Here is a 20,316-nt window from a genome sequence, read left to right as displayed (position 1 = left end):
GATTTGCTGAAAAAGGAGTAATTTCAACACCTGTGTAATACCTGTCACTTATATTTTCGAGGAGGATTTATGGAACCAAGAGCGCCATACCCCTATTTCAAACCCCGTCGGGCTGCAAGCTGGTGGACCACGCTGGAAGACATCCTATGGCCCCAAAAGTCGATCAAGGACAAGATCAAACGCCGCGCGGAAGGCTTTGCCGAAGCTGGAATCGACACGGCTCTGAATTTCGGCTTCCATATTCGTTTCGATTTTTCCAACTATTTTGGCCAATTGCACGGTTATTTGAACAACGTCTGCGAGGAATTGCACAAGTACGACATCAAGTTTCTCGACCACTACTCCTGCAACACAATTGAACGCCCCCGGAATGCGGAGGAATTCTTGAAGTTGCACGCTGCACAACGGCATCACGTCCTGCTCCACCATGATCCGATCGCCGCCAAGTACGCCGGGTATGCCGGTTACCGGTTCAACGACCTATGTCAGGTTGACGTGCGAGACGGAAGCCGGGGCTACAGCCCGTCCTACCAAGCGGAGCTGTTCTGCCATAACAATCCGTATTTCCTAGAAATGCACGGCAACTATTTGGAGCGACTGCTCCGCGATGTCGATCTCGACGGTGCACAGATTGATGACATGGCGGACTACGGCTGGTTCTCGACGTGCGCGTGCGCATATTGCCGTGAGCGGTTCCTACGGGATTACGGGCACGCATTGCCCGACTTCAGTGACAAGTCGTTCTGGGGTGACACATCCGGCACTCCCCTCACATGGGGCAACTATGACAATCCGGTGTTCCGTGATTGGGTTAGCTTCCGAACGGATATCATCGCCGATCATGTGAAGATGATCAAGGGCTACTTTCACGACAAGCCGCTCACGACTTGCTGCTCCAGCACCGGTCCGATTATTCTCAATGCCGTCTCGCTCAATCTGGAGAAAATGGTGCCCCACCTCGACTTGGTCATGCTGGAAAACTGCGGCATCGGCACCGGCAGCGTGCAGTGGGTCCGCACCGACGCCGAAGCGCTGCAGCAAAAAGACATCGCCGTCAACATGGGCAATGCCCCTGCGATCGCGCTCAGCTACACGATCTACGACAAAGGCGGCTATTTGGGCTGGGGCCTGAGCCGGTTTTGGGGCGTCGTGAACTGGAGCAGCACGCTCCCCGGCCGACTACGGGAAGATCCATCTGAGATGAAAGAAACTCATGAGATCATAGGACCGATCAATAACTGGGAGAAGGTTTACAGCGATCTGGACGGTCAAGCGGGACGAGACGTCGCGGAGGTGCGACTCGTGAGCAACCGGTACTGCCGCGACAACGGTTGGCGGGATGCGGAAGGCCGCGAACACTGGGATTGCGTCCAGCGCTGGTCCAGCGCCTTCGTTGAGCGAAACATCGGCTACCGCATCGTCCGGACCGATGAGCTGGCCGATGCGGCCGCGCTTCAACAGGAGCGCACCCCGCTCGTGCTCGACGGGGTCGGTTGCGTCTCCGATGCTCAATTCGCGGCGGTGACGGGGTTGCTAGCCGAAGGCGGTGAGGTGTGGCTGAGCCTTCCGTTCGGCACGCACGATGAGCGCGGCTTCCTGCGCGCTCAACCGCTGTCGGATGCGCTTTTTGCCGCGTCCTTTTCGAGCCTGCGACTGCTGGACACGGCAAGCGAGGCTGGTGCGACGGCGGCGTTGAAGCAGCTCGTCGAGAGCGGCGCGTTTTCGCCGCGCATTCGGCAAACCGCCGGCGACACCGGCTGGGCGCTGCGCTTACGGGTGCACGACGACGGCCCGGTGCTGCATCTGATGAACCGCTTGCTCGAAGCGATTCCTGATCCGCAGTTCAAAGACGAACACAACCACGCGGTCGTGCTGAAGGATTTTCGCTCGCTTAGCACGAATAACCGGCTGAGCTACGAGATCGACTTCTGCGGCACCGGATGCGCACCATGGACGAGCGCTTTTGTCCGCAGCCCCGAGCTTGGTGCGGAATCGCGCGAGTTGGTTGTGGAGCGCGTGTCCGACACGGTAATCCGAGTTTCGATCAATTTGGACGGCGTCGATCTGTATGGGGTAGTTGAGTAATCACAAAAGAGTATGCTGCCGATCATAGGCAGCATACTCTTTCAATTCGTATATATGGCGAGCATTATGGCTGGCATCCATCAGGATCTTGGTGTGAACCTTTTTAAGTATTAGTATGATCTTGAGTAAAACTATTCCCCATCGTGTGCGACAGGCAATTTGGTTACTATCGGAATTACTTCAATTATATTAATTACATGTCCGTCAGGGTCGTATACATCAAACATAATATGGTGATTCCAAGGCGAGGTCCACTCCTCTATCGGCTTTAACTTATACCCGCTAAGTTCCAAGTCTCTATACATTTCTACCACATTGACCGCATTGAGATTATAACTGTGATAATCCTGCACCTGCACATGATCTGATTCTACCAAAGTCATTAACGGCCATCCGTCATGATTTTGTGCTAGGTAAAAAGTCGCTGCACGTCCCGGATCCCAGTCCTCAATTCCTCGGAATCGCAATCCAAGGGCAGAATAAAACGGAATCGAATTCTCCAAGTTGGTTACCCGAATAAAAATGGCTCCTAATGATTGAACTCCCATGTTATAACCTCCAAATTAATGATTATGAGCATTGCAACTCAATAAACGACATTTAGAGCCGATTTCAAACATCGCTTTGAAAAAATATTATCCAGTTATCATAAATCGGTTACCATCAGGGTCCTCGATATAAAATGAGAATTTTCCATTTATGCAAACTAATTTACTAATCTTAATCTGATGTTTGATAAGTCCAATATAAGCACTGCATATGGCCTTTGGATCCCTCCGTTTAAATGCTGCTACTAAAGTGTTGAAGTCCAATTGAGTGGATTCGGTGCCTAGGACTTTCTTTTTAAGTGGTTCATCATCCATAACGGACAAGTTAGCTAATTTTCTTAATCTTGATCTTGCACGCCCCAAAGTGACTTGTATGGTCCCTTCTGCGGATGACAAGAACTCTGCCGTCTCTCTCGCCGTGAAATCAAATACGTCCATTAACAAAAGAATGATCATCGCTCGGGGTGATAATCGATTGGCCAATACTTCTAGTAATTCTCTTGTGGAGAGGGCGTCATCTTCTGCTGCTGACTCTAGTAAGTCCACATTGCTCATTCGCGAATAATTTTTGTCCCTCATTAATTTATCTTTCCAGGTGTTACTAGCGATTCGATAAAGATAAGCATTCGTTATGATTCTAGAGGGGAGCGCCTCAGTCGCTCGATACACCTTTAGAAGAACTTCTTGCGTTAAGTCTTCCGCTTCCCAAGAATTTGAAGTTATTTTCAGGCAATATTTATAAATCTTCTGTTTAAGTTGGTTAAAATCAAGATTAGACTCCGACATCTCCACCTCCTATTAATTAATAATCATATTTGCCCATTCTTCAAGTATAAGCTTGTAACTTAACAGATGCCATACGCGAAAATCTATCATTACTGTTAACTATTAATTTTTCTATAGTAAAATTTTACCACATAATTTCTCTATATATTATAAAATAAAAAGACCGCGTTTTACGCGGTATTTAATAGGACTATGTTCTTGTCACCCGACATTGTGTATATAAAAAAGAAACACATTTTTTTCATGTGCTTCTTTTTTATTCTCATTATTCTGGTGTACAGATCCGTCAAAAAGTAAAAAGAGCTTCGCTATATTTCCAATTGCAAACCGAAATCTGCTAAAAGTATCTCACCATTAAACATAACAGCTGCTTCTTCCTTCAATAACTGAGTATCACCAAAATGAGGCAAATGCGATAACAGCAACTTCTTTACCTCTGCCTTCGAAGCTAGCTTCCCAGCTTCATGCGAATTCATATGGCCGTACTGAGCTGCATTGAAGTCTGCATAAAAAGATGATTCAGTAATAAGTAAATCCGCGTCTTTTAGGTAAGGAACTAGCGTCTCATCGTATCGAGTATCAGCAGTATATACCAATACTTTCCCTTCAAATTCAGCCCTTACTCCTAAGCAATAACCATCATGATTGGTTCGAAAGAAAGTTAACTTTAAACCATCCTCATATGTTACAGTAGCACTTTCGTTAACTCCTATTTCATGAGTGCCTTTCATAATAGGAATTGACCATTCTTTTTCAAACTCCTCAGAAGTTAGGAGTCTCAGCGGGGTATCTCGACGTTGTAGATCCATATCAATTAAACATGCATACTGAAGGCAACCTAAGTCTGCCATATGATCATAATGTCGGTGAGATAGAAATACAGATGTTAATTCGCTTAGTTCAATAAATTTCTGTAAAGCTGACAATACACCACTTCCGCAATCGAGTAATATTTTGTGATTGCCTATTTCTAATAGATAGCTTGAAGTCGCTTCACCTGCTTTTGGAAATGCGCCCCATCTGCCAATAACTCTTAATTTCATTTGAATACTTCCTCTCACTTTTCTATGTCACTGGTTTCTTTGGGTAGAACTTCTCTTCTATCGAATGATTATAAACCTAATATTCATCAGCATTCGGATCATAATCCGTGATACTGCCAACAGTTTTAAAAATCCATTCTTTATAAGCAAGTCCATTTCTGACCTTCCCTTTCAAAAAACAAACGAGATACTTTTAATGCAACTCTTGAGCTATCGTTTTCTGTTGAATCAAGTTATCGGAATATATTTTTTGAATCCTTTGCTAACAGTACCGCTATACCCATTTTTCGTGAAGAAGCTATGTGCATCAATCCTATTTGCACTGCTTAATAACATTATCTTGGTGCAGGCTTTTGAAATGCATAATTGTTCCACGTGTTCTAATAGTTTATTACCAATACCAGTCCCTCTAAAACCTTCTTTTACAATGACATTTTCTACAACTGCGTAAGGTCTGTATTGGTACATGGGGTCAAGACATATAGTCACAAATATTGTTCCAGCAGCAATTCCATTTTCTTCATAAACAAATAAAAAATTGTTCGGATCAGCGATGATTTGCTCTATTCTTTCGGGCAATACTTTTATGTTTTTGCTATTTGGAGCCAAGGCTCTGTAAAGGTCTTCAAGGATATCGGCATCCTTTGATTTCGCTTCTCGAATCATGACAAATCCTCCTGATTGTTAGAATAGTTTAATTGTGAGAACTATTATTACAAAACAACGTCACCACATCTCGTGGTGACGTTGTTTTGTAATCGATTACGCATCTATCCCTGATTGCCCTCGACGGCGATCAGCAGCACCGCGGCGGCTAGGCCCAAGCGGCGATCAAGCTTGTCGTTGTGGTCAGTGGAGAAATCGAGATTTAACTTTTGGACGAATGGGTTGAAATTTTGTTTGAACTCTGCCACTTTGGTCCCGTTCATCTCTAAGTAGTAATGCTGAGGAATCAAATTCGTAAGGAATCTTCGCAACAGAGCAAGCAGTGCATTATCTTCCTTAATCAATCCGATTTCCGAATCATTTGGGCTTAAAATCGCCCATTCATCCTTGAAGATCGACTTCATCCCTTTGCGTCGCAAAGAACCTATCTTGCTCCCGGTTTCGACATCAACTACGTCGAAGATTGAGGAAAAATCAATGACACTTCGCGCTTGAATGCTTATTAACTCATTTTGCATTGTTTCATCCCCGTATATTCGGATGTCTTCCTTCAACTTGAAGGCTTTCATCTTTGAGAATAGAATTGCCTTTTCATCAATGTCGAAAATATCGATTTTAGCACCAACTAGAGAAAGGATCTGTTTTCTAACAACGTATTTTTGATGATTGAATTTCCGATTCAAGTCTTCGCCCCCTTTTTGCTTGTAAATACTTTTACTTTAATGACTGGCTACTAACCAATCCATATGGCTTAGGATACTTACATAATAACTCATCCGATGACCATGAGTTAATCATTTTAATTATCAGTAAGTAACCCTCTGTTTCGCGCAAAACGAAGTGAAGTCGATGCTAAATCCTCTTGAGGCTAAATAGCCTTTCTAAAGTATCTGAAAATATTTCGTGTTGTCGTTCTATTTCGTTTATTCCTTCCTTTACTTTTAGGAGACATCTTAGTAATACTTCATCCGATACCCTTGAATTAATCCCCTCAATAAGTTCATAAGCTTGAAGTTGGACCTCAAAATTTCCTGTTAATAAATGGTACACTAATGTTTCTAAATGTGAAGAACAATTAAATGGCTTCAATGCAAATAACAATGTACCTCTTGCTCCCAATGTTTTGGGGTGATTTATCATATCGATTAGTGGCTCAATTGCTATCTCGTTTCCAATATCACTTAAAGTAATTGCAATAGAATTTCGCAAAATGTTATTCTCGGTGCTTATTAAATACTCAATAAGTACGGGAATTGCTTCATTTCGTTTATTTCTGCCTATCTCCTCTAATATGCTTTCAACTGTATCCATGTTGTTACTTACTATTGCTTCTCGTAATAAATTTATATCCACGCTTTTATCCAGCCCCTAATGTCAGTTATGTTTTGTAAATCGCACTTCCAAGCTAGCCGACCTTTTCTAATTTTGGCAGCATAGATGATTTGACCTGTATGAAAACGGACTTCTCTAAACATTCACAATGATAATTTTTCTTTAATTTGTTTTATAGTCAATCCTTCTTCTTCTTTCATTACACGAATTTCCTCGAGTCGCTTTAGTGCTAATTCACGTGGGTATCTTCTTGTCAGTCTTGTATCCTCTTGCTCAAATGGGATCATATCCTCTTCCGTGTAATATTTAATGGTACTGTATCGAACTCCAGAAAGTTCAACCAATTCACTGATACTCACATACTCTGATGATAAAATGTTATCTAAATTTCTTTTTCTCCCCATAATTTTCTCCTAAACTATAAGCCAGATTCGATATTTGAGATAGCTACATGAACTGTTCTAATTTTTTTATAAATGTCCTCTTTACACAATATCTCTAGTTTTTGCTTTAACGTTTTTTGTTCATATTCAGAAAAGTAATCTTTTAACATACTTTTAATATTTAAAAATAACACCAAGGCTACGGTATGTTCGTCTACATTCCCTTGTTCTAATAACTCAGCTCGAATTTTTTCCACGATGTGGTTCCGAGTATTTGCTACATCCGAATATTTTTTTACTGGAACAACAAAAAATACTTCCGTATTTTCAATTTCTAGAACTCCTTTATCTACAAGGCTTTCTACAACCATATTATAAATTTCTTTTTGTTTAAAGTAGTAAAAGTAAGAAACCCACTTTTTTAGCTTCTTTGGTTTCTCAGCAATTATAATTTCGAGTACTCTGTCAAGATATTTTTCGCCTGTGGGTGCTGAGTTAGAAATTCTGATCGTATCATCTGCATCAAATGTAAGGTTGCCATTGATAGAAAGTTCCACTATACAAGCAATGACCGTATACAAGGCAACATGCATTCGAAAAATAGACTTCAATTTATTGGTTTCACTATCTAATGCAAGTAAGGCAAATTCTTGGGGTAATGATAAATTAGTTAACATGATAGTATCATCCTTTCGAGGACTTTTTACTTACTACTTACTACTTACTACTTACTACTTATTACTTACTACTTATCACTTATAATATTGTACTAAATAAATAATGTCAAAAGGTTTATTAACAAATTTTTTAAATTATTAATTTGTGAATTCGCCAATTCCTCGAAGCTGTTCATTAAGTTCTTGTCTTGCTAAATAGACAAGAACTTATTTTGTTAAAACAAAAAAAAGCCGCATCTACGCGACTTTATTAGCTTATTTGTTGTTATCAGCCGACAAGGAGATTGTTGCCGGCGGCTGCTCACTACCAGTTAATGAAATCACTTATCTGGTAGTTTTCTCCATAATATTCTGGTCGAAAACTATTAAGTTAAATAAGAGATAATTCCTTCAGTAATCGCTGAAGCTGCCTTGTTTTGAAAATCTTTTGTTTGAATTCGCTGTTCATCAGCCCGATTGGATATATATCCTAGCTCGAGTAAAAGGGATGGGCTTTGATTGTCTCGGAGTACACGATAATTTCCTTGCGCCACGCCACGATCTCTGGTATCAATGTCTTGCTCGAATATCTCTTCATGTATCAGAGTTGCTAATTGTCGATCCCCTGGTTTGTTGTAATAAGTTGTTATGCCAGCTACATCATGACTTGTAAACGCATCAAAATGGATACTGATAAATAAGTCGGCTGCGTGATTCTCTGCAATCTCCACTCGCTCCTCAAGCGTCAAAAACTCATCCTGTTCACGCGTCAAAACAATATTCGCACCCGTTTTTTCAGCTAATTCCTTTTGAATATTAATAGCCGTTTGAAGCGTCAGATTCTTCTCATGAATGCCTGTTTGTCCTGTTGCACCTACATCTTTTCCACCATGCCCTGCATCAATGACGATCGTTTTCCCTTCTAAAATACGCTCTTCTTTATTCATAGAGTTGTTACTAACAGACGACTGGGTACCAAGCTGTACTGCAGACTGTACTGTAGACGGGGCAGTTACGCTCCTTAGAAGGCTATTCGCCTGTACGTTATATACAATAAAGCCGGATATAAGTGTGCTAATTGCAGTGAAGGCAAGAATGCCATTTTTTTTCATCGGTGGATCTCCTCTCATTATGCAAACTCTATCTAGTTGAAATTTCATTTCATAGAGTTATTCTAAAAGAGGCAGATGAAAATGAAGCGGAATTGAGATAAAGATGAGATGAAGTTGCTGCAAAAAAGCCACCTTCCAAGACGAAAGAAAACACGTCAAGAAAAGTGGCGATTTTAAGCTATATAGGCTTCCCATTGTGGTTGCCTTTTTTGCGTTGCTTTCAAAGTTTACTTTGAATTATTTAGCTAAATTGGATCTATTTACACTGCTTGGTTTTTCAAATATTAATCTCATTTTCATCTCAAATACATATTCGTTTTATATACTTTGAGTAGCATTATGCGATCTACAACTATCATGTAAGCCACAGAAGTGTGTTCGAAGATTTATCTATGTCGTATCGGATCACACTTAAATAATATAGAAAGTAGGAATCGATGAATATGAAGCTAGCAGGAGTTAATTACAAACATGAGCAAAGCGGAAGCTGGCTGAAGCGATCGGTACTGATTTGTATGTTATTCATAAGTCTTTTCGTCAGTTTTCTTTTCATAACACCACCTGGAAAGAACATCCGCCTGTTTCTTGCGGATACTGTTATTGCCACACAGCATCGGGACTGGGCATGGATTTTTGTTGGCGTAAAGAAACGAGATGAGATGATTCAAAATGTTATACAAATGAGTGAAAATAACTCAATAGAGAAACAAGATATGAATGCCATCAGCATACAAAAACAAGATGGCAAGGTAATAGACGTTGAAGATATTGCTGGACATGGCTGGGTTGGGAAAAAAATGTACGTATACGATCCAAGAGCTATCCGAGTAGTTGTGCCCAGTGTAGTGGGTCAAGGTGAAACGATCAGTTCTATGGTGAAACGTACAGGAGCATTAGCCGGTGTGAATGGCGGAGGCTTTGACGACCCTCAAGGACTAGGTAACGGATTTGCACCTATTGGAGTTATTATGTCAGGCGGCAAGATTTTGTATACGAGCGTTGATGGAACTGTACCTCAACAAGTTGTCGCTTTTGACAATACCGGTAAATTAATCATCGGCAAATATTCGATTGAAGAGCTGTTAGATTTGCATGTGACTGATGCCGTTTCGTTCTATCCGCGCATCATTGCAAATGGAAAAGCACTGCCCATCGTAGGAGATGGCCTTAACCCGCGGACAGCCATCGGTCAACGCGCTGATGGTGTCATGGTCATCGTCGTTATTGATGGTCGTCAGACTAAGAGTATCGGAGCTTCATTAAAAGACGTTCAGGAACTGTTACTGAAAGAAGGCTGTATAAATGCCGGTTTCTTAGACGGTGGTGCTTCCTCTGAGATGGTTGTCGGAGGTGATTTAATTACCCATCCATCAAGCCGTTATGGTGAAAGAAGATTGCCAACAGGACTCCTAATTTTCGAACATCCTGATCAGGTTAAAGTCCCCAATATTTGGGAAGGTGTAACTCATATTGATCCGGGTGGCGCTTATGATCATCCAGGTTACCTTGCGGAACAAAATAAATAAGAATGAGTGAAATCTATTCAAATTGATAATGAAAAGAATCATCCTTACTTAGGATGAACAAAATAATCAATAAGAAACTGTTAAATGTCCGTTTGTGGAACGGGCTATCGAAATAAGTCTTTGATATGCTCCCCTAAGTATGATTCGCGTCGAAATTACCAAATTTTTGAAAAACTTCAACATCGATGCCTACATTTATTTTTACTACAACGAGCGATTGCAGGCAAAAATAAACGGCCTTAGTCCAGTGGAATTCAGGACTAAGGCCGCTTAATCGTTGTTATTATTTGTCTTGTCTACTTGATAGGGTGCAGTTCAAAGCGTCAGCTTCAGTAGTCTCTTGTTATAAGAATAGATAAAGACAACTTCTCTATTCAAGATTAATCTTAATTTCAATAGTGCCATTAACCTCTGTCTTGATTTCATTGCCGCCATACACAACGTTAAGTTTTACTGGAGCATCACTAGAAACTGTAAGGAGATAGGACCCATCTGTCTGTTCAATTGCAATCAGATCCATGGTTTTGCCGGCAAACCAGTATCGATTGCACCCAATTGTACCCATTCCCGATTGAAGTCGCCATGTCAATTCGTTCTTTGAAGCATCTCCTTTGAGACCAATTGCATGCTCCAACAGATAAAGCGTCGAAGCGATACCAGACCAGCCTACAAAATCTTTCTTGTCGGCATTCCCTGAGTCAACCGAATCAGGCGGATAATTCTCCCAAATCGAACCAGTATCCATATAAACTTGCACAACATTATTCAGGTGGTTGAGTGCGATTTCTCTGGCTAAATCCAGATATCCGTATTTTTCCAAGCCGCGAATAACCATCGTATTCGTCGGAGCCCAGACGGAACCTCTCCAATAACCGCCTTGCGGATCATAACCCGGCTCATCAGCAGCACACACCGGAACACGATGTGTACGGTTGAAGGTGTTCGGATCATTCAACCATTCGGCTAGCTTGGCAGCCTGAGATTCATCTGCGACTTCAGCAAGCAGCGCCCAGTAGGCTGCAATTGTTTTGACGGGAGCGCGCTGCCCGTCATTCTTAACATCATAATAGAAGCCGCTTTCCTCATCCCACATAAGTGTGTTAATCGCTGTCGTAAACGTCGCAGCATCTTTTTCCAATCGTGCGATTTGACTGGCAAGATCTTTAGCCTCTTTGGAGCCTTCATCGAATTTTTTATCGATCAGGATGCCCCCGATCTCGATCAAGCTTCGGGCAACTAGCACCATTTCACAGCTAATATCAACCCCGCTGCCCAAATATTTGTTTCGTGGGGAATTATCCATACTCGCCCAATCTGTCACAAATAAACCGTACTGGTTATAGAGGTGGTAACAGAGTGCATCGTAGTATCGCACAAGAGGTTCCCAAACCAGCTCCAATCGCTCCAGATCTCCCGTGTGCTTAAAGCTTTCTAACTCCGCCCAGGAAACGATCGGGTGATTTAAATTGTCTAGTCTGAAGTAGGGTGGGTTTTCAACAGTCCGACCCAAATCTGGTTTGTACATCACATCAAAGTCAAGATCATTAACTTGTGCGAGTCCCCGGTGCTTGTAATGATTATGGAAGAAGGAATGCAGTGGTTTGCGCTCGGCATTTACCCATTTGTAGAACTCGACACCGGAATTTGTCACATATTCACGCGCAATTTCGCCGTCGTCCAACTGTTTGCAATAAAAATTATCTAAGGAACGGATTCCCGGGATATAGGGATGTGCTAGATTACAAAACATCGTAATAAAAGCCGTATCCCATAAGAAAATTTTATCATTAAATGCGGCGTCAATGAAATTACTTACAAATCCACTTTCCTTGGTTGGCACGAAAGTATTTCGATAGGCAATTTCCCATGTGCGCCAGTAACATTCGATATAATCAGGACGGCTATCGAATATTGGAGAAGGGAGAAAAGCGCGCGCCTCCTCGAAAGTCAAAAGCGGCGTATCCGCATAAGCTTTTTTATTAAAATACAAACCTCTAGTCCATTGTTCTGGTTGGGTATGATTAGTAGTTGGCATGTATGATTCTCCTACTCCGATGAACATGTTTTATTTGATAAAGTCATAACGAATGATCGCTTCAGTAATTTCTTCGGCAATGAGCTCATAAGCGTATCGACTTGGGTGAATATGGTCATTTTGGTCGATAAACCAACGGATCGGAACACCAGAGCTCACCTTTTCGCTAACACGCTCAAACACATTGATATACGGCACATTTTCATTTTGCGCAAATTGGACTGCAGCTTGAAGGTACATCTCACTGTATGCCGCCCATTCTTGCCTTAAATCTTTGGCGACGTTCCGATACGTCGGGATATGATCCAAGAAATCTTCTTTATCAGGCGGTATCGTAATGAGAAACACCACCTGAGCTGGTGTTGTTGCTTTGATTTCTTCTAATAACCTGCGCAATACTTGATGGTAGTTTTCAATACGATGCTTCCCATCCAGCCGATGGTTGTAAGCGAATGACTCCACGACAACTAAGTCGGGGCTAACGGAAGAAAGGCACTTCTGAATGCCAGTTCCGGACGGACTCGGGAAGTCATGCGAAACGCGATAAATCCCATATTCCGCCCGAGTACCGCTTACACCGTAATTAAAAAGTTCGAAAGGTTGCTCCGGAAATTTGCTTTCTAAGGAAGCCTTAAGTTCGGGCATCTCTGTTCCCCAAAATGCCGTCATGGAATCACCTAGACAAGCGATTTTATATTTGCGTTTCATATCCGTATCTCCTTCTTACCCTTTTACAGCCCCTGCCATCAAACCAGTCACAAATTGCTTCTGAAGTATGAGGAACACCGCAAGTGCTGGGATTAATGACAAGACATTGGCCGCTAATATTTTGGACCATGGAACGTTGTCAGAATTGCTTAGCATCATGGCCAGCTTTAGCGGTAAAGTGAAGTGAGACTCGCTTTGCAGCAGGACGAGCGGCATCGTGAATGAGTTCCAATTCTGTACGAAATCGATAATAACTAAAGCGGTTATCGCAGGTCGGATCAATGGAATAATAATCTGTACGAATGTACGGAAATCTCCTGCGCCGTCCATTTTGGCTGCCTCAAGCATTTCATCTGGAATGTCATCGATATATTGCTTCGTGAAAAATATAGCAAAAACAGTCACTGAGAACGGCAGAATTAAACCAAGTAACGAATCGAACATGCCTAGCTTCGTAATAATGAAGTAAACAGGCAACATCAAGACCGTTGGTGGAATGATCATTGTCGCTATCAAACCTGAGAATAGGACATCTTTACCGAGAAAGCGTTTCTTGGAAAACGCAAATCCCGCCATACTAGAGAACAGCACCGTAAGAATAACCGTAGGAACTGCTACAACTAGTGAGTTCGTAAAGGTCACGCCGAAATTGAGCTTACTCCAAATATCAGGATAGTTATTCCAAACTAATGTATCTGGGAAAAACGTTGGCGGAAATTTTACAATGTCCTCATCGCTTTTCAAGCTGGAAACCAATACCCAGTAAATAGGAATCAGAAATACGATGCCAATTGCCCAAAGAGTGACAGTGGGCAGTACGTTTTTGTTTTTCATTTTACGAGCCCCCTAGCCTAATCTTCGATCTACTAGCTTTCTTTGAAAAATAGCCACGCCTACGACAAAGATGAACAACAAGTAAGACATCGCGGCAGCAGGACCGAACTCATAATATTTAAACGCCCTGTTGTAAATAAGGAATGGAACCGTAATGGTCGAATCTCCCGGGCCGCCACCTGTCATAATGAATATTTCTTGGAACACGTTTAACGAATGAATTAACAGCAATATCATAACGACTAACGAGATACGCCCTAGCAATGGCCAGGTAATAAGGCGGAATTTTTGGAATTTCGTTGCGCCTTCCACATCGGCTACTTCATAAAGATCTTTTGGGATATTTTGTAATCCGGATAAGTAAATCAGCATATAGTAACCGATATTTCTCCAACATGACATCAATACGATGACTGGCATCGCCCAAGTCGCATTAGCAAGCCAGTTAGGCCCTGTTAGACCAAACTTTAATAGCAACGCATTGACTAAACCTTTGTCCCCATTAAACAAGAACATGAAAATTAAACTGCCGCTTACAATTGAAATAATATAAGGGATAAAGAAAACCGATCGGACGAAGTTTACACCTTTGAGTTTCTGATTCACAAGTATGGCAAGAAAAACAGCGCCAAACATAGATAATGGAATGAATAGAACACCGAAATAGGCTGTATTCGCAATAGCTTTGAAAAATAACGGATTGTGAATGGCTGCCGAATAGTTATCCCAACCAACAAATGTCCCCGGAATTTCGAATAGACCTGCATTTTTGAGTGCAATCGGCTTTACGTTCTTAAAACTGACGATGACAGACCAAATGATCGGGTAAATCAGAAAGAGACCTAGAATAATGAAAGAAGGTAATAAAAAAAGATATGCGTTGAGATCTCCGAGCTTGCTTCTTAAAACCTTCACTGCGAGTCCCCCTTCAGAAATGGGAGCCCCCAGACTACGGGTGCTCCCCACTTGTTTACTTCGAATTCTTAATAATTGTGTTACCTTTTTCTTGAACTAATTTCAGCGCATCCGTTGCCGAAATTTTGCCGGATACGGCTTGATTTAAAGCGCTTGTGTATACTTCGTCACTGATTTGTGCCCATTGTGGAATCGGGAATAGGGAAATGGGATATTCGACGCCCTTCATAAACGTGTTAAATTCAGGGTGGTCTTTATAAAACTGTGTGTCGGCCATATCTTTACGAATTGGAATCCGGAATGGATAGTATTTACCATCTTCGGCTTTTTCACCCTTCATGACCATTTCCTGTGCTGGTTTGGAGCTCAAGTATTTGATCAGCTTCTTGGATGCCGCGAGTTTATCCCCTTCAACCCCAGTTGGAACGGAAAGCAGGTAGGAGGTCACTTCAGTCGCTTTACCAGCTGGGCCTGTTGGTACTTCAGCTACACCCGCTTCGAACTTACCATTCGTTTTCCAAGCTTCGGAAACGCCCCAAGGACCCGACAATTCCATCGCGACGACTTGGTTTCTGAAATCCGTTTGAATGGCTGCGCCATCTTTATTTAATGAATCCGGAGGTGATGTTTCGGTTAACAGCTTCGTGAAAAATTCTAAAGCTTTGATCCCTTCGGGGGAATTAATAGCAACTTCGCTTTTCCCGTCCTTTGTAGTGACAAGTTTAGCTCCCGCTTGGCCCGCGAACAGACCGAACTGCCAGCCCAAGTCGGCGCCTTGTTTACCTGACAACCCGATACCGAATTGATCCGGCTTGCCGTCTCCATTCGTATCCACGGTTAATTTCTTAGCCGCTGCATAAAATTCATCCCACGTTTTCGGTACTTCTTTAATGCCAGCTTTCTCAAATAGGTTCTTGTTATAAATAACTTGAATGGTGTGACCCAGCCACGGCATGCCTGTCAGTTGGCCTTCATTCACAGCAAGTTCCCAAATTTGCGGCATGTAATTGCTTTTCTCAGCGCCGAAATCCTTCATCAAATCCACGAATGCCCCTTGGACTGCCAATGGTTTAGCATCGCCGTATGCGACCTGAAGTACCTCTGGTGATTTTCCGCTTAAAATTTGTGTAAGAAGCTTCTGCCCCGTTTGCACGCCGCCTAGCAATTCAACTTTCACATCTTTGTTCTCTTTCTCGAACTGATCCAGCATTTCTCGAATCGCTTTCCCTCTGCCTGAATCACTTGCCCATGCAATCTGCATGCTAATGTTTGTCAATTTGCCATTGCTAGCTGCCTGTGTACTTGCTGGTGCAGCGGAAGATGTCTCGTTCGTATTCGTGCTGCCGCAAGCTGTCATGATTCCCATTAGACATGTCATTGATATTAGACCTAACTTTTTGTTCATCGTTTGACCTCCTCAATTAATGGTTCCAAAAGTAAGTGTAGCGATTCATAGGAGAAATTCATTTTACCAATCTTGAAATTATGCTGAACCATCTGTGCATACGCGTCTTGATCGGTAAGCAGCCGTGCCATCTTGGTGGCCGCTGCCTTCACGTTCATGCTATTCACACTAGCTAACCCATTCGCTTCGATCTGATGCGTGTTACCTAGGGAAACAATATCAAATCCGAATTCCTTAATATCTTTCTCATAGACCGGATATTCATAGATCAGGAGCGGTTTCTGTGCGAACACGGCTTCGAGTAATTGGTTGCCCCAACCTTCAATCACACTTGGAAAGGTTACGAAATCTGCGATGACATAAGCGTCCCAGAGTGAATACCGTTTCTGTCCGTTAAAATAAGAACGCGATTGATCGATCAATGGGTTGATAAACCGAATGTCGATTCCAAGGGTTTCCGCTTTAATTCTTAGTTTTTCCGTATATTCGTAACTGGATTCCGGCATGCCCGCTAGGACATATACGAGTCGGTTGCGATCAGAAAGCGTTTTCCCATTATAAAGAGTGGCCCCCCGTTGTTTTAACGAAGCTAATTGTGCTTGCAACTCCGCCACTGTATCGATACCTAGCTCAATTGTCTTTCGCTCAGTTACACGGGTAGCTTGCAGAATCACAATATCGTCTTCATTGACGCCAATATCTCTACGCAGCGATGCATTGCAATCGTCTCTTGCCCAAACCTTGGCATTAAAATCGAATACGTTTGGAATGATGACAGAACTCAATTTACGACGTTGCATGAGTTCATCTTGATACAGTCGATTCGTAACGACATGGGTGACATTCGGCAGGTCTGGTGGAAACAGTGTTTCCAACCATTCCGTTACCGTAGGACATGTCGGATTTAAGTATCGATCTCGTTGCCAGTAGAAATTATGGTGAAGCGCGATACAAGGAATCCCGGTTGACTTTAGCGCATTCGTGAAGGCGATTCCAGCAGGTAAGCTCCAACCTAACGAGAACAAATTGTGGGTAATGAGCAAATCGATGGATTCCGATGCTATGAAATCGATGATCTTTCGCTCCATGATGTCAGCGAAGCCTGCCACGTCGTCCACAAACTCTTTTTCCGAATCATAATCAATCATGTTGTCATAAGCGTTGTAAACAAATTTCTCGTTCATCGGATGTTTATAATGTAGCTCTGCGATCACATGCGCACGAACTTGGCCTTCACTTCCTGCCAACAATAGTACCTCATGCCCCATTTGTTTCAGTACTTGCTTCCACTTCTCTATCTCCAAAGAAACACCATCTGTTTCACCGACCCTAAAGTGGGCTAGTGCTATTTTCAACTTTCCACCCCCTTAGCCTTAAAGTGTCCCGCTAGTTGAATTGTTTCAAAAAACCGAATGACGGCTTTTTTCAACAACTTCTCTCCCTGTTTCATGGAGTCTTCTAGGGTCATAACGCGATCAATGATCGGAATGACCATTTGAATGCCTTCACGTCTCATCACTTGCTCGTTCCCCTCCGATATGCCTGTGAAGACGACAACCGGAACGTTAAACGGCTTGGCTAATCGAGAGATGCCGATCGGTGCTTTACCATAAAGCGATTGGGTATCAAACTTACCTTCACCGGTGATGACCAGGTCAGCGTCCTTCAATTGCTCCTTGTAGCGGCTTAATTGAGCAATCAAATCAAAACCGCTCATCATCGTTAAATTGGCAAAGAAGGAAAGTAAGGCAAATCCAAATCCACCAGCAGCTCCTGCACCAGGCTGATCCCGCATGTCACATCCTGCAGTTTGGGTTACGAGTTCCGCAATTCGGCACATCCGTTGTTCGAAGACGGCTAACTCATGCGGCTGCAAGCCTTTCTGTGGACCAAAGACATGGACAGCTCCTTCTGATCCCAACAACGGATTCTTGACATCGGATGCAACGACTAGCTCGACTTCATGGAGACGAGCATCCAATTGGCTGGCATCCAGGCGAACAATGGCATCCAAATGAAAATTCTCTCCACTTATCTCGTTATCGTTCCCATCAAAGCATTGAAGCCCTAACGCTTGTAGGCAACCAATTCCCGCATCGATGGTTGCGCTCCCCCCCAGCCCGATAATGATCTTCCTGGCTCCACGTTCCAAGGCGTGAAGAATGAGCTGTCCTGTTCCATAGGTGGAGAGTCCGGCTGGCATACGTTCACTTTCCTTCAATAGTGTTAACCCAGAAGCGGCCGCCGTCTCGATGACGGCTGTCTTATCTTTCTCAATCCAACAGTAACAAGCCTGAATGGTCCGATGACAGGGATCCATCACTTCGTGCCAGATCATTTCTCCTCCAGCAATGATTCGATACGTTTCCGCCGTACCTTCCCCTCCATCTGCCATTGGAATTTTGATGGTTTGAGCGGAAGGAAACACAGTGAGTATGCCGGCTTCGATCTGGTTGGCAGCATCGACTGTGGACATCGACCCTTTAAAGGAGTCTGGAGAAATGATGATCTTCACTTGTCATCACCCCCTTCAAGACGCTTGATCCACATCACTTGGTAAGGCGCTAAAGTAAGTTGCAGTGAATCTTCAATGCGTATATTTTGCTCAGAAATCAAATCAATAGCCGCTTGTCCATATTTCCATCCCGTCTGTAAATCCGAGAAGCTTTGCTGTACCGTTTCATTCGTAATATTCACGATGGCAAGCAGCTCTTGGTTTTGCAAAGATGTACGAAGTAAAGCGAATAACTGGCTGTCACTCGTCAAAATGCGCTGAGCTGCATTCGGATGGAAGCTTGGTTGTATAACCCGAATCTCAATGAGCTTTCTAAGTGCTTGGAAAACTTGCTCCCGCAGTGAACCTTCTGTGTCCAGTTCCAGCTGCAATTGATCATGAAGCAGCTGCTCTCGGTTAATTGAGCGGTAACGGCCTGTCGCCTTCACACCTTCTTGATCGTTCTGAGATCCCAATAAACTATGAATGTAGATCGCTGGCATACCCATGAAAGACAAGAGAATGGAATGAGCCGCGACAACGCGTTTGACCTTAAGCGCAATAGCATCATCCGGATGAGATAAGGCATTTAAGTAGTTGATATTTAACTCATAAGGACTTTTCGTTCCGTCACCATTGTTTTTGTAAGAAACAAATCCGCCATGTTCCTGCACCTTTAATGCCATGGTGTTTACTTCTTCTTTGGTCAAGATGCCTTCCACTGGACGTACGCCAATGCCATCATGCGAAGCAAGGAAGTTGAAAAACGCTGTCTCTTGTGTTGTCGTTCCGAGTGAATCCGCCCATGCCTGAAGCTTACTGCTGTTCCCTGTATGCAGCGTATGCAGCGTGAGTGGCGGCAATGGGAATTGATACACCATGTGCGCTTCATTCGAGCCATTGCCGAAGTAACTGATATTGTCATGATGCGGCACGTTCGTCTCCGTAATGATCACGATGTCAGGCACCGCTGTTTCCAACACCTCACGAATGACCTGTACAATAGCATGCGTTTCTTCTAGATGCATACATGTTGTCCCAAGCTTCTTCCACATAAACCCGATCGCATCCAACCGGAGGTAACGAGCTCCGCGTGCTGCATACATAAGCAGAATTTCTACGATTTCAAGCAGTACCTTCTCGCTGGCAAAATTCAAATCGATCTGATCATCGCTGAAGGTTGTCCATATGTGCTTCTCTCCCGCAGGCGTTTGGAACTTGGTTAGCAATGGCAAAGCACGCGGGCGTGTAACACTGCTGTAATCCGCTTCTGGATCCGCTTCAACGAAATAATTCGCATAGTCTGGATTGCCGAGCAGATATTGTTGGAACCAGACACTGTGCTGTGAGATATGGTTGATGACGCCGTCGAACATTAAATCAAAGTCTTGTGACAATGCCGTAACATCATTCCAATCGCCTAGTTCTGGGTTCACTTCACGATAATCGATAACTGAAAAGCCATCGTCGGAAGAATAGGGGTAGAACGGAAGAATATGAACAGATGACAGCATGCCTTGGCAATTTCGAAGCAAAAACTTTCGAAGTGTCTGCAGCGGTGCCTCTTCTTCGCTTCGGATGGAATCACCGTAAGTGATAAGCATGACATCCTTTTCCGATACCCAACGCTTATCTTTCGGCTTCTGTAATGCATATCTGTCCAGCGTATGTTTGATTTGTTCAAAAATAGCAGGCGCCTTCTCATTGCCATATATGATATTAAGTTTCTCTAGTAGTGCATGGGATTGGTCAATTGCCATTTGCTGAGAACCACCTTTACTCTCTGGT

The 20,316-nt window shown here is 43.2% G+C and carries 20 protein-coding genes; 3 read left to right on the top strand and 17 right to left on the bottom strand.

Annotated features, from left to right (window positions below; all coding sequences use genetic code 11):
* Window positions 1–69 precede the first annotated feature (69 nt).
* Window positions 70–2,085 carry a hypothetical protein gene (locus AC58QO_RS15930; RefSeq protein ID WP_497267084.1) on the top strand — a complete coding sequence of 672 codons (2,016 nt, stop codon included), beginning with the start codon at window positions 70–72 and terminating at the stop codon, window positions 2,083–2,085.
* Window positions 2,086–2,216: 131 nt separating this feature from the next.
* Here AC58QO_RS15930 and AC58QO_RS15925 read toward each other — a convergent pair whose 3' ends face one another.
* From AC58QO_RS15925 to AC58QO_RS15885, 9 genes are all read right to left on the bottom strand, one after another.
* Window positions 2,217–2,633 carry a VOC family protein gene (locus AC58QO_RS15925; RefSeq protein ID WP_497267082.1) on the bottom strand — a complete coding sequence of 139 codons (417 nt, stop codon included), beginning with the start codon at window positions 2,631–2,633 and terminating at the stop codon, window positions 2,217–2,219.
* An 87-nt stretch (window positions 2,634–2,720) separates the two neighbouring features.
* The gene (locus tag AC58QO_RS15920) at window positions 2,721–3,419 is read right to left on the bottom strand and encodes an RNA polymerase sigma factor (protein ID WP_497267080.1); all 699 of its coding nucleotides are present in this window, start codon (window positions 3,417–3,419) and stop codon (window positions 2,721–2,723) included.
* A gap of 308 nt (window positions 3,420–3,727) precedes the next feature.
* Window positions 3,728–4,462, bottom strand: a complete 735-nt coding sequence (locus AC58QO_RS15915; protein WP_497267078.1) for an MBL fold metallo-hydrolase — start codon at window positions 4,460–4,462, stop codon at window positions 3,728–3,730.
* A gap of 228 nt (window positions 4,463–4,690) precedes the next feature.
* Window positions 4,691–5,128, bottom strand: a complete 438-nt coding sequence (locus AC58QO_RS15910) for a GNAT family N-acetyltransferase (RefSeq protein ID WP_497267076.1) — start codon at window positions 5,126–5,128, stop codon at window positions 4,691–4,693.
* A gap of 104 nt (window positions 5,129–5,232) precedes the next feature.
* Window positions 5,233–5,811, bottom strand: a complete 579-nt coding sequence (locus AC58QO_RS15905) for an LURP-one-related family protein (RefSeq protein ID WP_497267074.1) — start codon at window positions 5,809–5,811, stop codon at window positions 5,233–5,235.
* Window positions 5,812–5,980: 169 nt separating this feature from the next.
* Window positions 5,981–6,481 (bottom strand): HEAT repeat domain-containing protein, encoded by a 501-nt coding sequence (locus AC58QO_RS15900; RefSeq protein WP_497267072.1) that lies wholly within the window; start codon window positions 6,479–6,481, stop codon window positions 5,981–5,983.
* A 122-nt stretch (window positions 6,482–6,603) separates the two neighbouring features.
* Window positions 6,604–6,864 carry a MerR family transcriptional regulator gene (locus tag AC58QO_RS15895; RefSeq protein WP_497267070.1) on the bottom strand — a complete coding sequence of 87 codons (261 nt, stop codon included), beginning with the start codon at window positions 6,862–6,864 and terminating at the stop codon, window positions 6,604–6,606.
* A 14-nt stretch (window positions 6,865–6,878) separates the two neighbouring features.
* Window positions 6,879–7,520, bottom strand: coding sequence for a GOLPH3/VPS74 family protein (locus AC58QO_RS15890; RefSeq protein ID WP_497267068.1), 642 nt, complete (start codon window positions 7,518–7,520; stop codon window positions 6,879–6,881).
* A 365-nt stretch (window positions 7,521–7,885) separates the two neighbouring features.
* Window positions 7,886–8,611 carry an N-acetylmuramoyl-L-alanine amidase family protein gene (locus tag AC58QO_RS15885; RefSeq protein WP_497267066.1) on the bottom strand — a complete coding sequence of 242 codons (726 nt, stop codon included), beginning with the start codon at window positions 8,609–8,611 and terminating at the stop codon, window positions 7,886–7,888.
* Window positions 8,612–9,054: 443 nt separating this feature from the next.
* Here AC58QO_RS15885 and AC58QO_RS15880 point away from each other — a divergent pair, with 443 nt between their 5' ends.
* Window positions 9,055–10,137: a phosphodiester glycosidase family protein gene (locus AC58QO_RS15880; protein ID WP_497267064.1), complete on the top strand. Its 1,083-nt coding sequence runs from the start codon at window positions 9,055–9,057 to the stop codon at window positions 10,135–10,137.
* 139 nt (window positions 10,138–10,276) lie between these two features.
* Window positions 10,277–10,411: an IS3 family transposase gene (locus AC58QO_RS15875; RefSeq protein WP_497267062.1), complete on the top strand. Its 135-nt coding sequence runs from the start codon at window positions 10,277–10,279 to the stop codon at window positions 10,409–10,411.
* A gap of 96 nt (window positions 10,412–10,507) precedes the next feature.
* Here the strand turns inward: AC58QO_RS15875 and AC58QO_RS15870 are convergent, their stop codons facing one another.
* From AC58QO_RS15870 to AC58QO_RS15835, 8 genes are read right to left on the bottom strand one after another with little or no spacing between them, the layout of a single operon-like run.
* Window positions 10,508–12,172: an MGH1-like glycoside hydrolase domain-containing protein gene (locus tag AC58QO_RS15870; protein WP_497267061.1), complete on the bottom strand. Its 1,665-nt coding sequence runs from the start codon at window positions 12,170–12,172 to the stop codon at window positions 10,508–10,510.
* 30 nt (window positions 12,173–12,202) lie between these two features.
* Window positions 12,203–12,880 (bottom strand): SGNH/GDSL hydrolase family protein, encoded by a 678-nt coding sequence (locus tag AC58QO_RS15865; RefSeq protein ID WP_497267059.1) that lies wholly within the window; start codon window positions 12,878–12,880, stop codon window positions 12,203–12,205.
* Window positions 12,881–12,895: 15 nt separating this feature from the next.
* Entirely contained in the window at window positions 12,896–13,714 is an 819-nt protein-coding gene (locus AC58QO_RS15860; RefSeq protein ID WP_497267057.1) for a carbohydrate ABC transporter permease, read from the bottom strand.
* 12 nt (window positions 13,715–13,726) lie between these two features.
* On the bottom strand, window positions 13,727–14,629 hold the full coding sequence (locus AC58QO_RS15855) for a carbohydrate ABC transporter permease (RefSeq protein WP_497267055.1): 903 nt from the start codon (window positions 14,627–14,629) through the stop codon (window positions 13,727–13,729).
* Window positions 14,630–14,684: 55 nt separating this feature from the next.
* Window positions 14,685–16,034: an ABC transporter substrate-binding protein gene (locus tag AC58QO_RS15850; RefSeq protein ID WP_497267053.1), complete on the bottom strand. Its 1,350-nt coding sequence runs from the start codon at window positions 16,032–16,034 to the stop codon at window positions 14,685–14,687.
* The gene (locus AC58QO_RS15845) at window positions 16,031–17,389 is read right to left on the bottom strand and encodes a glycosyltransferase family 4 protein (protein WP_497267051.1); all 1,359 of its coding nucleotides are present in this window, start codon (window positions 17,387–17,389) and stop codon (window positions 16,031–16,033) included. Before AC58QO_RS15845 ends, AC58QO_RS15850 begins: the two co-directional genes overlap by 4 nt.
* Window positions 17,386–18,549 carry a glycerate kinase gene (locus tag AC58QO_RS15840; protein WP_497267049.1) on the bottom strand — a complete coding sequence of 388 codons (1,164 nt, stop codon included), beginning with the start codon at window positions 18,547–18,549 and terminating at the stop codon, window positions 17,386–17,388. The genes AC58QO_RS15845 and AC58QO_RS15840 overlap by 4 nt, the downstream gene beginning before the upstream one ends.
* Entirely contained in the window at window positions 18,546–20,288 is a 1,743-nt protein-coding gene (locus AC58QO_RS15835) for an alpha-amylase family glycosyl hydrolase (RefSeq protein ID WP_497267047.1), read from the bottom strand. The genes AC58QO_RS15840 and AC58QO_RS15835 overlap by 4 nt, the downstream gene beginning before the upstream one ends.
* Window positions 20,289–20,316 lie beyond the last annotated feature (28 nt).

The sequence above is a fragment of the Paenibacillus sp. J31R30 genome, from assembly GCF_059692115.1.
This window is presented reverse-complemented; position numbering and strand designations above follow the sequence as displayed.

Excerpts from the sequence above, each read along its gene's own strand:
- AC58QO_RS15930 (WP_497267084.1), top strand. The coding sequence starts at position 70 with ATGGAACCAAGAGCGCCATACCCCTATTTCAAACCCCGTCGGGCTGCA.
- AC58QO_RS15925 (WP_497267082.1), bottom strand. The coding sequence starts at position 2,633 with ATGGGAGTTCAATCATTAGGAGCCATTTTTATTCGGGTAACCAACTTG.
- AC58QO_RS15920 (WP_497267080.1), bottom strand. The coding sequence starts at position 3,419 with ATGTCGGAGTCTAATCTTGATTTTAACCAACTTAAACAGAAGATTTAT.
- AC58QO_RS15915 (WP_497267078.1), bottom strand. The coding sequence starts at position 4,462 with ATGAAATTAAGAGTTATTGGCAGATGGGGCGCATTTCCAAAAGCAGGT.
- AC58QO_RS15910 (WP_497267076.1), bottom strand. The coding sequence starts at position 5,128 with ATGATTCGAGAAGCGAAATCAAAGGATGCCGATATCCTTGAAGACCTT.
- AC58QO_RS15895 (WP_497267070.1), bottom strand. The coding sequence starts at position 6,864 with ATGGGGAGAAAAAGAAATTTAGATAACATTTTATCATCAGAGTATGTG.
- AC58QO_RS15890 (WP_497267068.1), bottom strand. The coding sequence starts at position 7,520 with ATGTTAACTAATTTATCATTACCCCAAGAATTTGCCTTACTTGCATTA.
- AC58QO_RS15885 (WP_497267066.1), bottom strand. The coding sequence starts at position 8,611 with ATGAAAAAAAATGGCATTCTTGCCTTCACTGCAATTAGCACACTTATA.
- AC58QO_RS15880 (WP_497267064.1), top strand. The coding sequence starts at position 9,055 with ATGAAGCTAGCAGGAGTTAATTACAAACATGAGCAAAGCGGAAGCTGG.
- AC58QO_RS15875 (WP_497267062.1), top strand. The coding sequence starts at position 10,277 with ATGATTCGCGTCGAAATTACCAAATTTTTGAAAAACTTCAACATCGAT.
- AC58QO_RS15870 (WP_497267061.1), bottom strand. The coding sequence starts at position 12,172 with ATGCCAACTACTAATCATACCCAACCAGAACAATGGACTAGAGGTTTG.
- AC58QO_RS15865 (WP_497267059.1), bottom strand. The coding sequence starts at position 12,880 with ATGAAACGCAAATATAAAATCGCTTGTCTAGGTGATTCCATGACGGCA.
- AC58QO_RS15860 (WP_497267057.1), bottom strand. The coding sequence starts at position 13,714 with ATGAAAAACAAAAACGTACTGCCCACTGTCACTCTTTGGGCAATTGGC.
- AC58QO_RS15850 (WP_497267053.1), bottom strand. The coding sequence starts at position 16,034 with ATGAACAAAAAGTTAGGTCTAATATCAATGACATGTCTAATGGGAATC.
- AC58QO_RS15835 (WP_497267047.1), bottom strand. The coding sequence starts at position 20,288 with ATGGCAATTGACCAATCCCATGCACTACTAGAGAAACTTAATATCATA.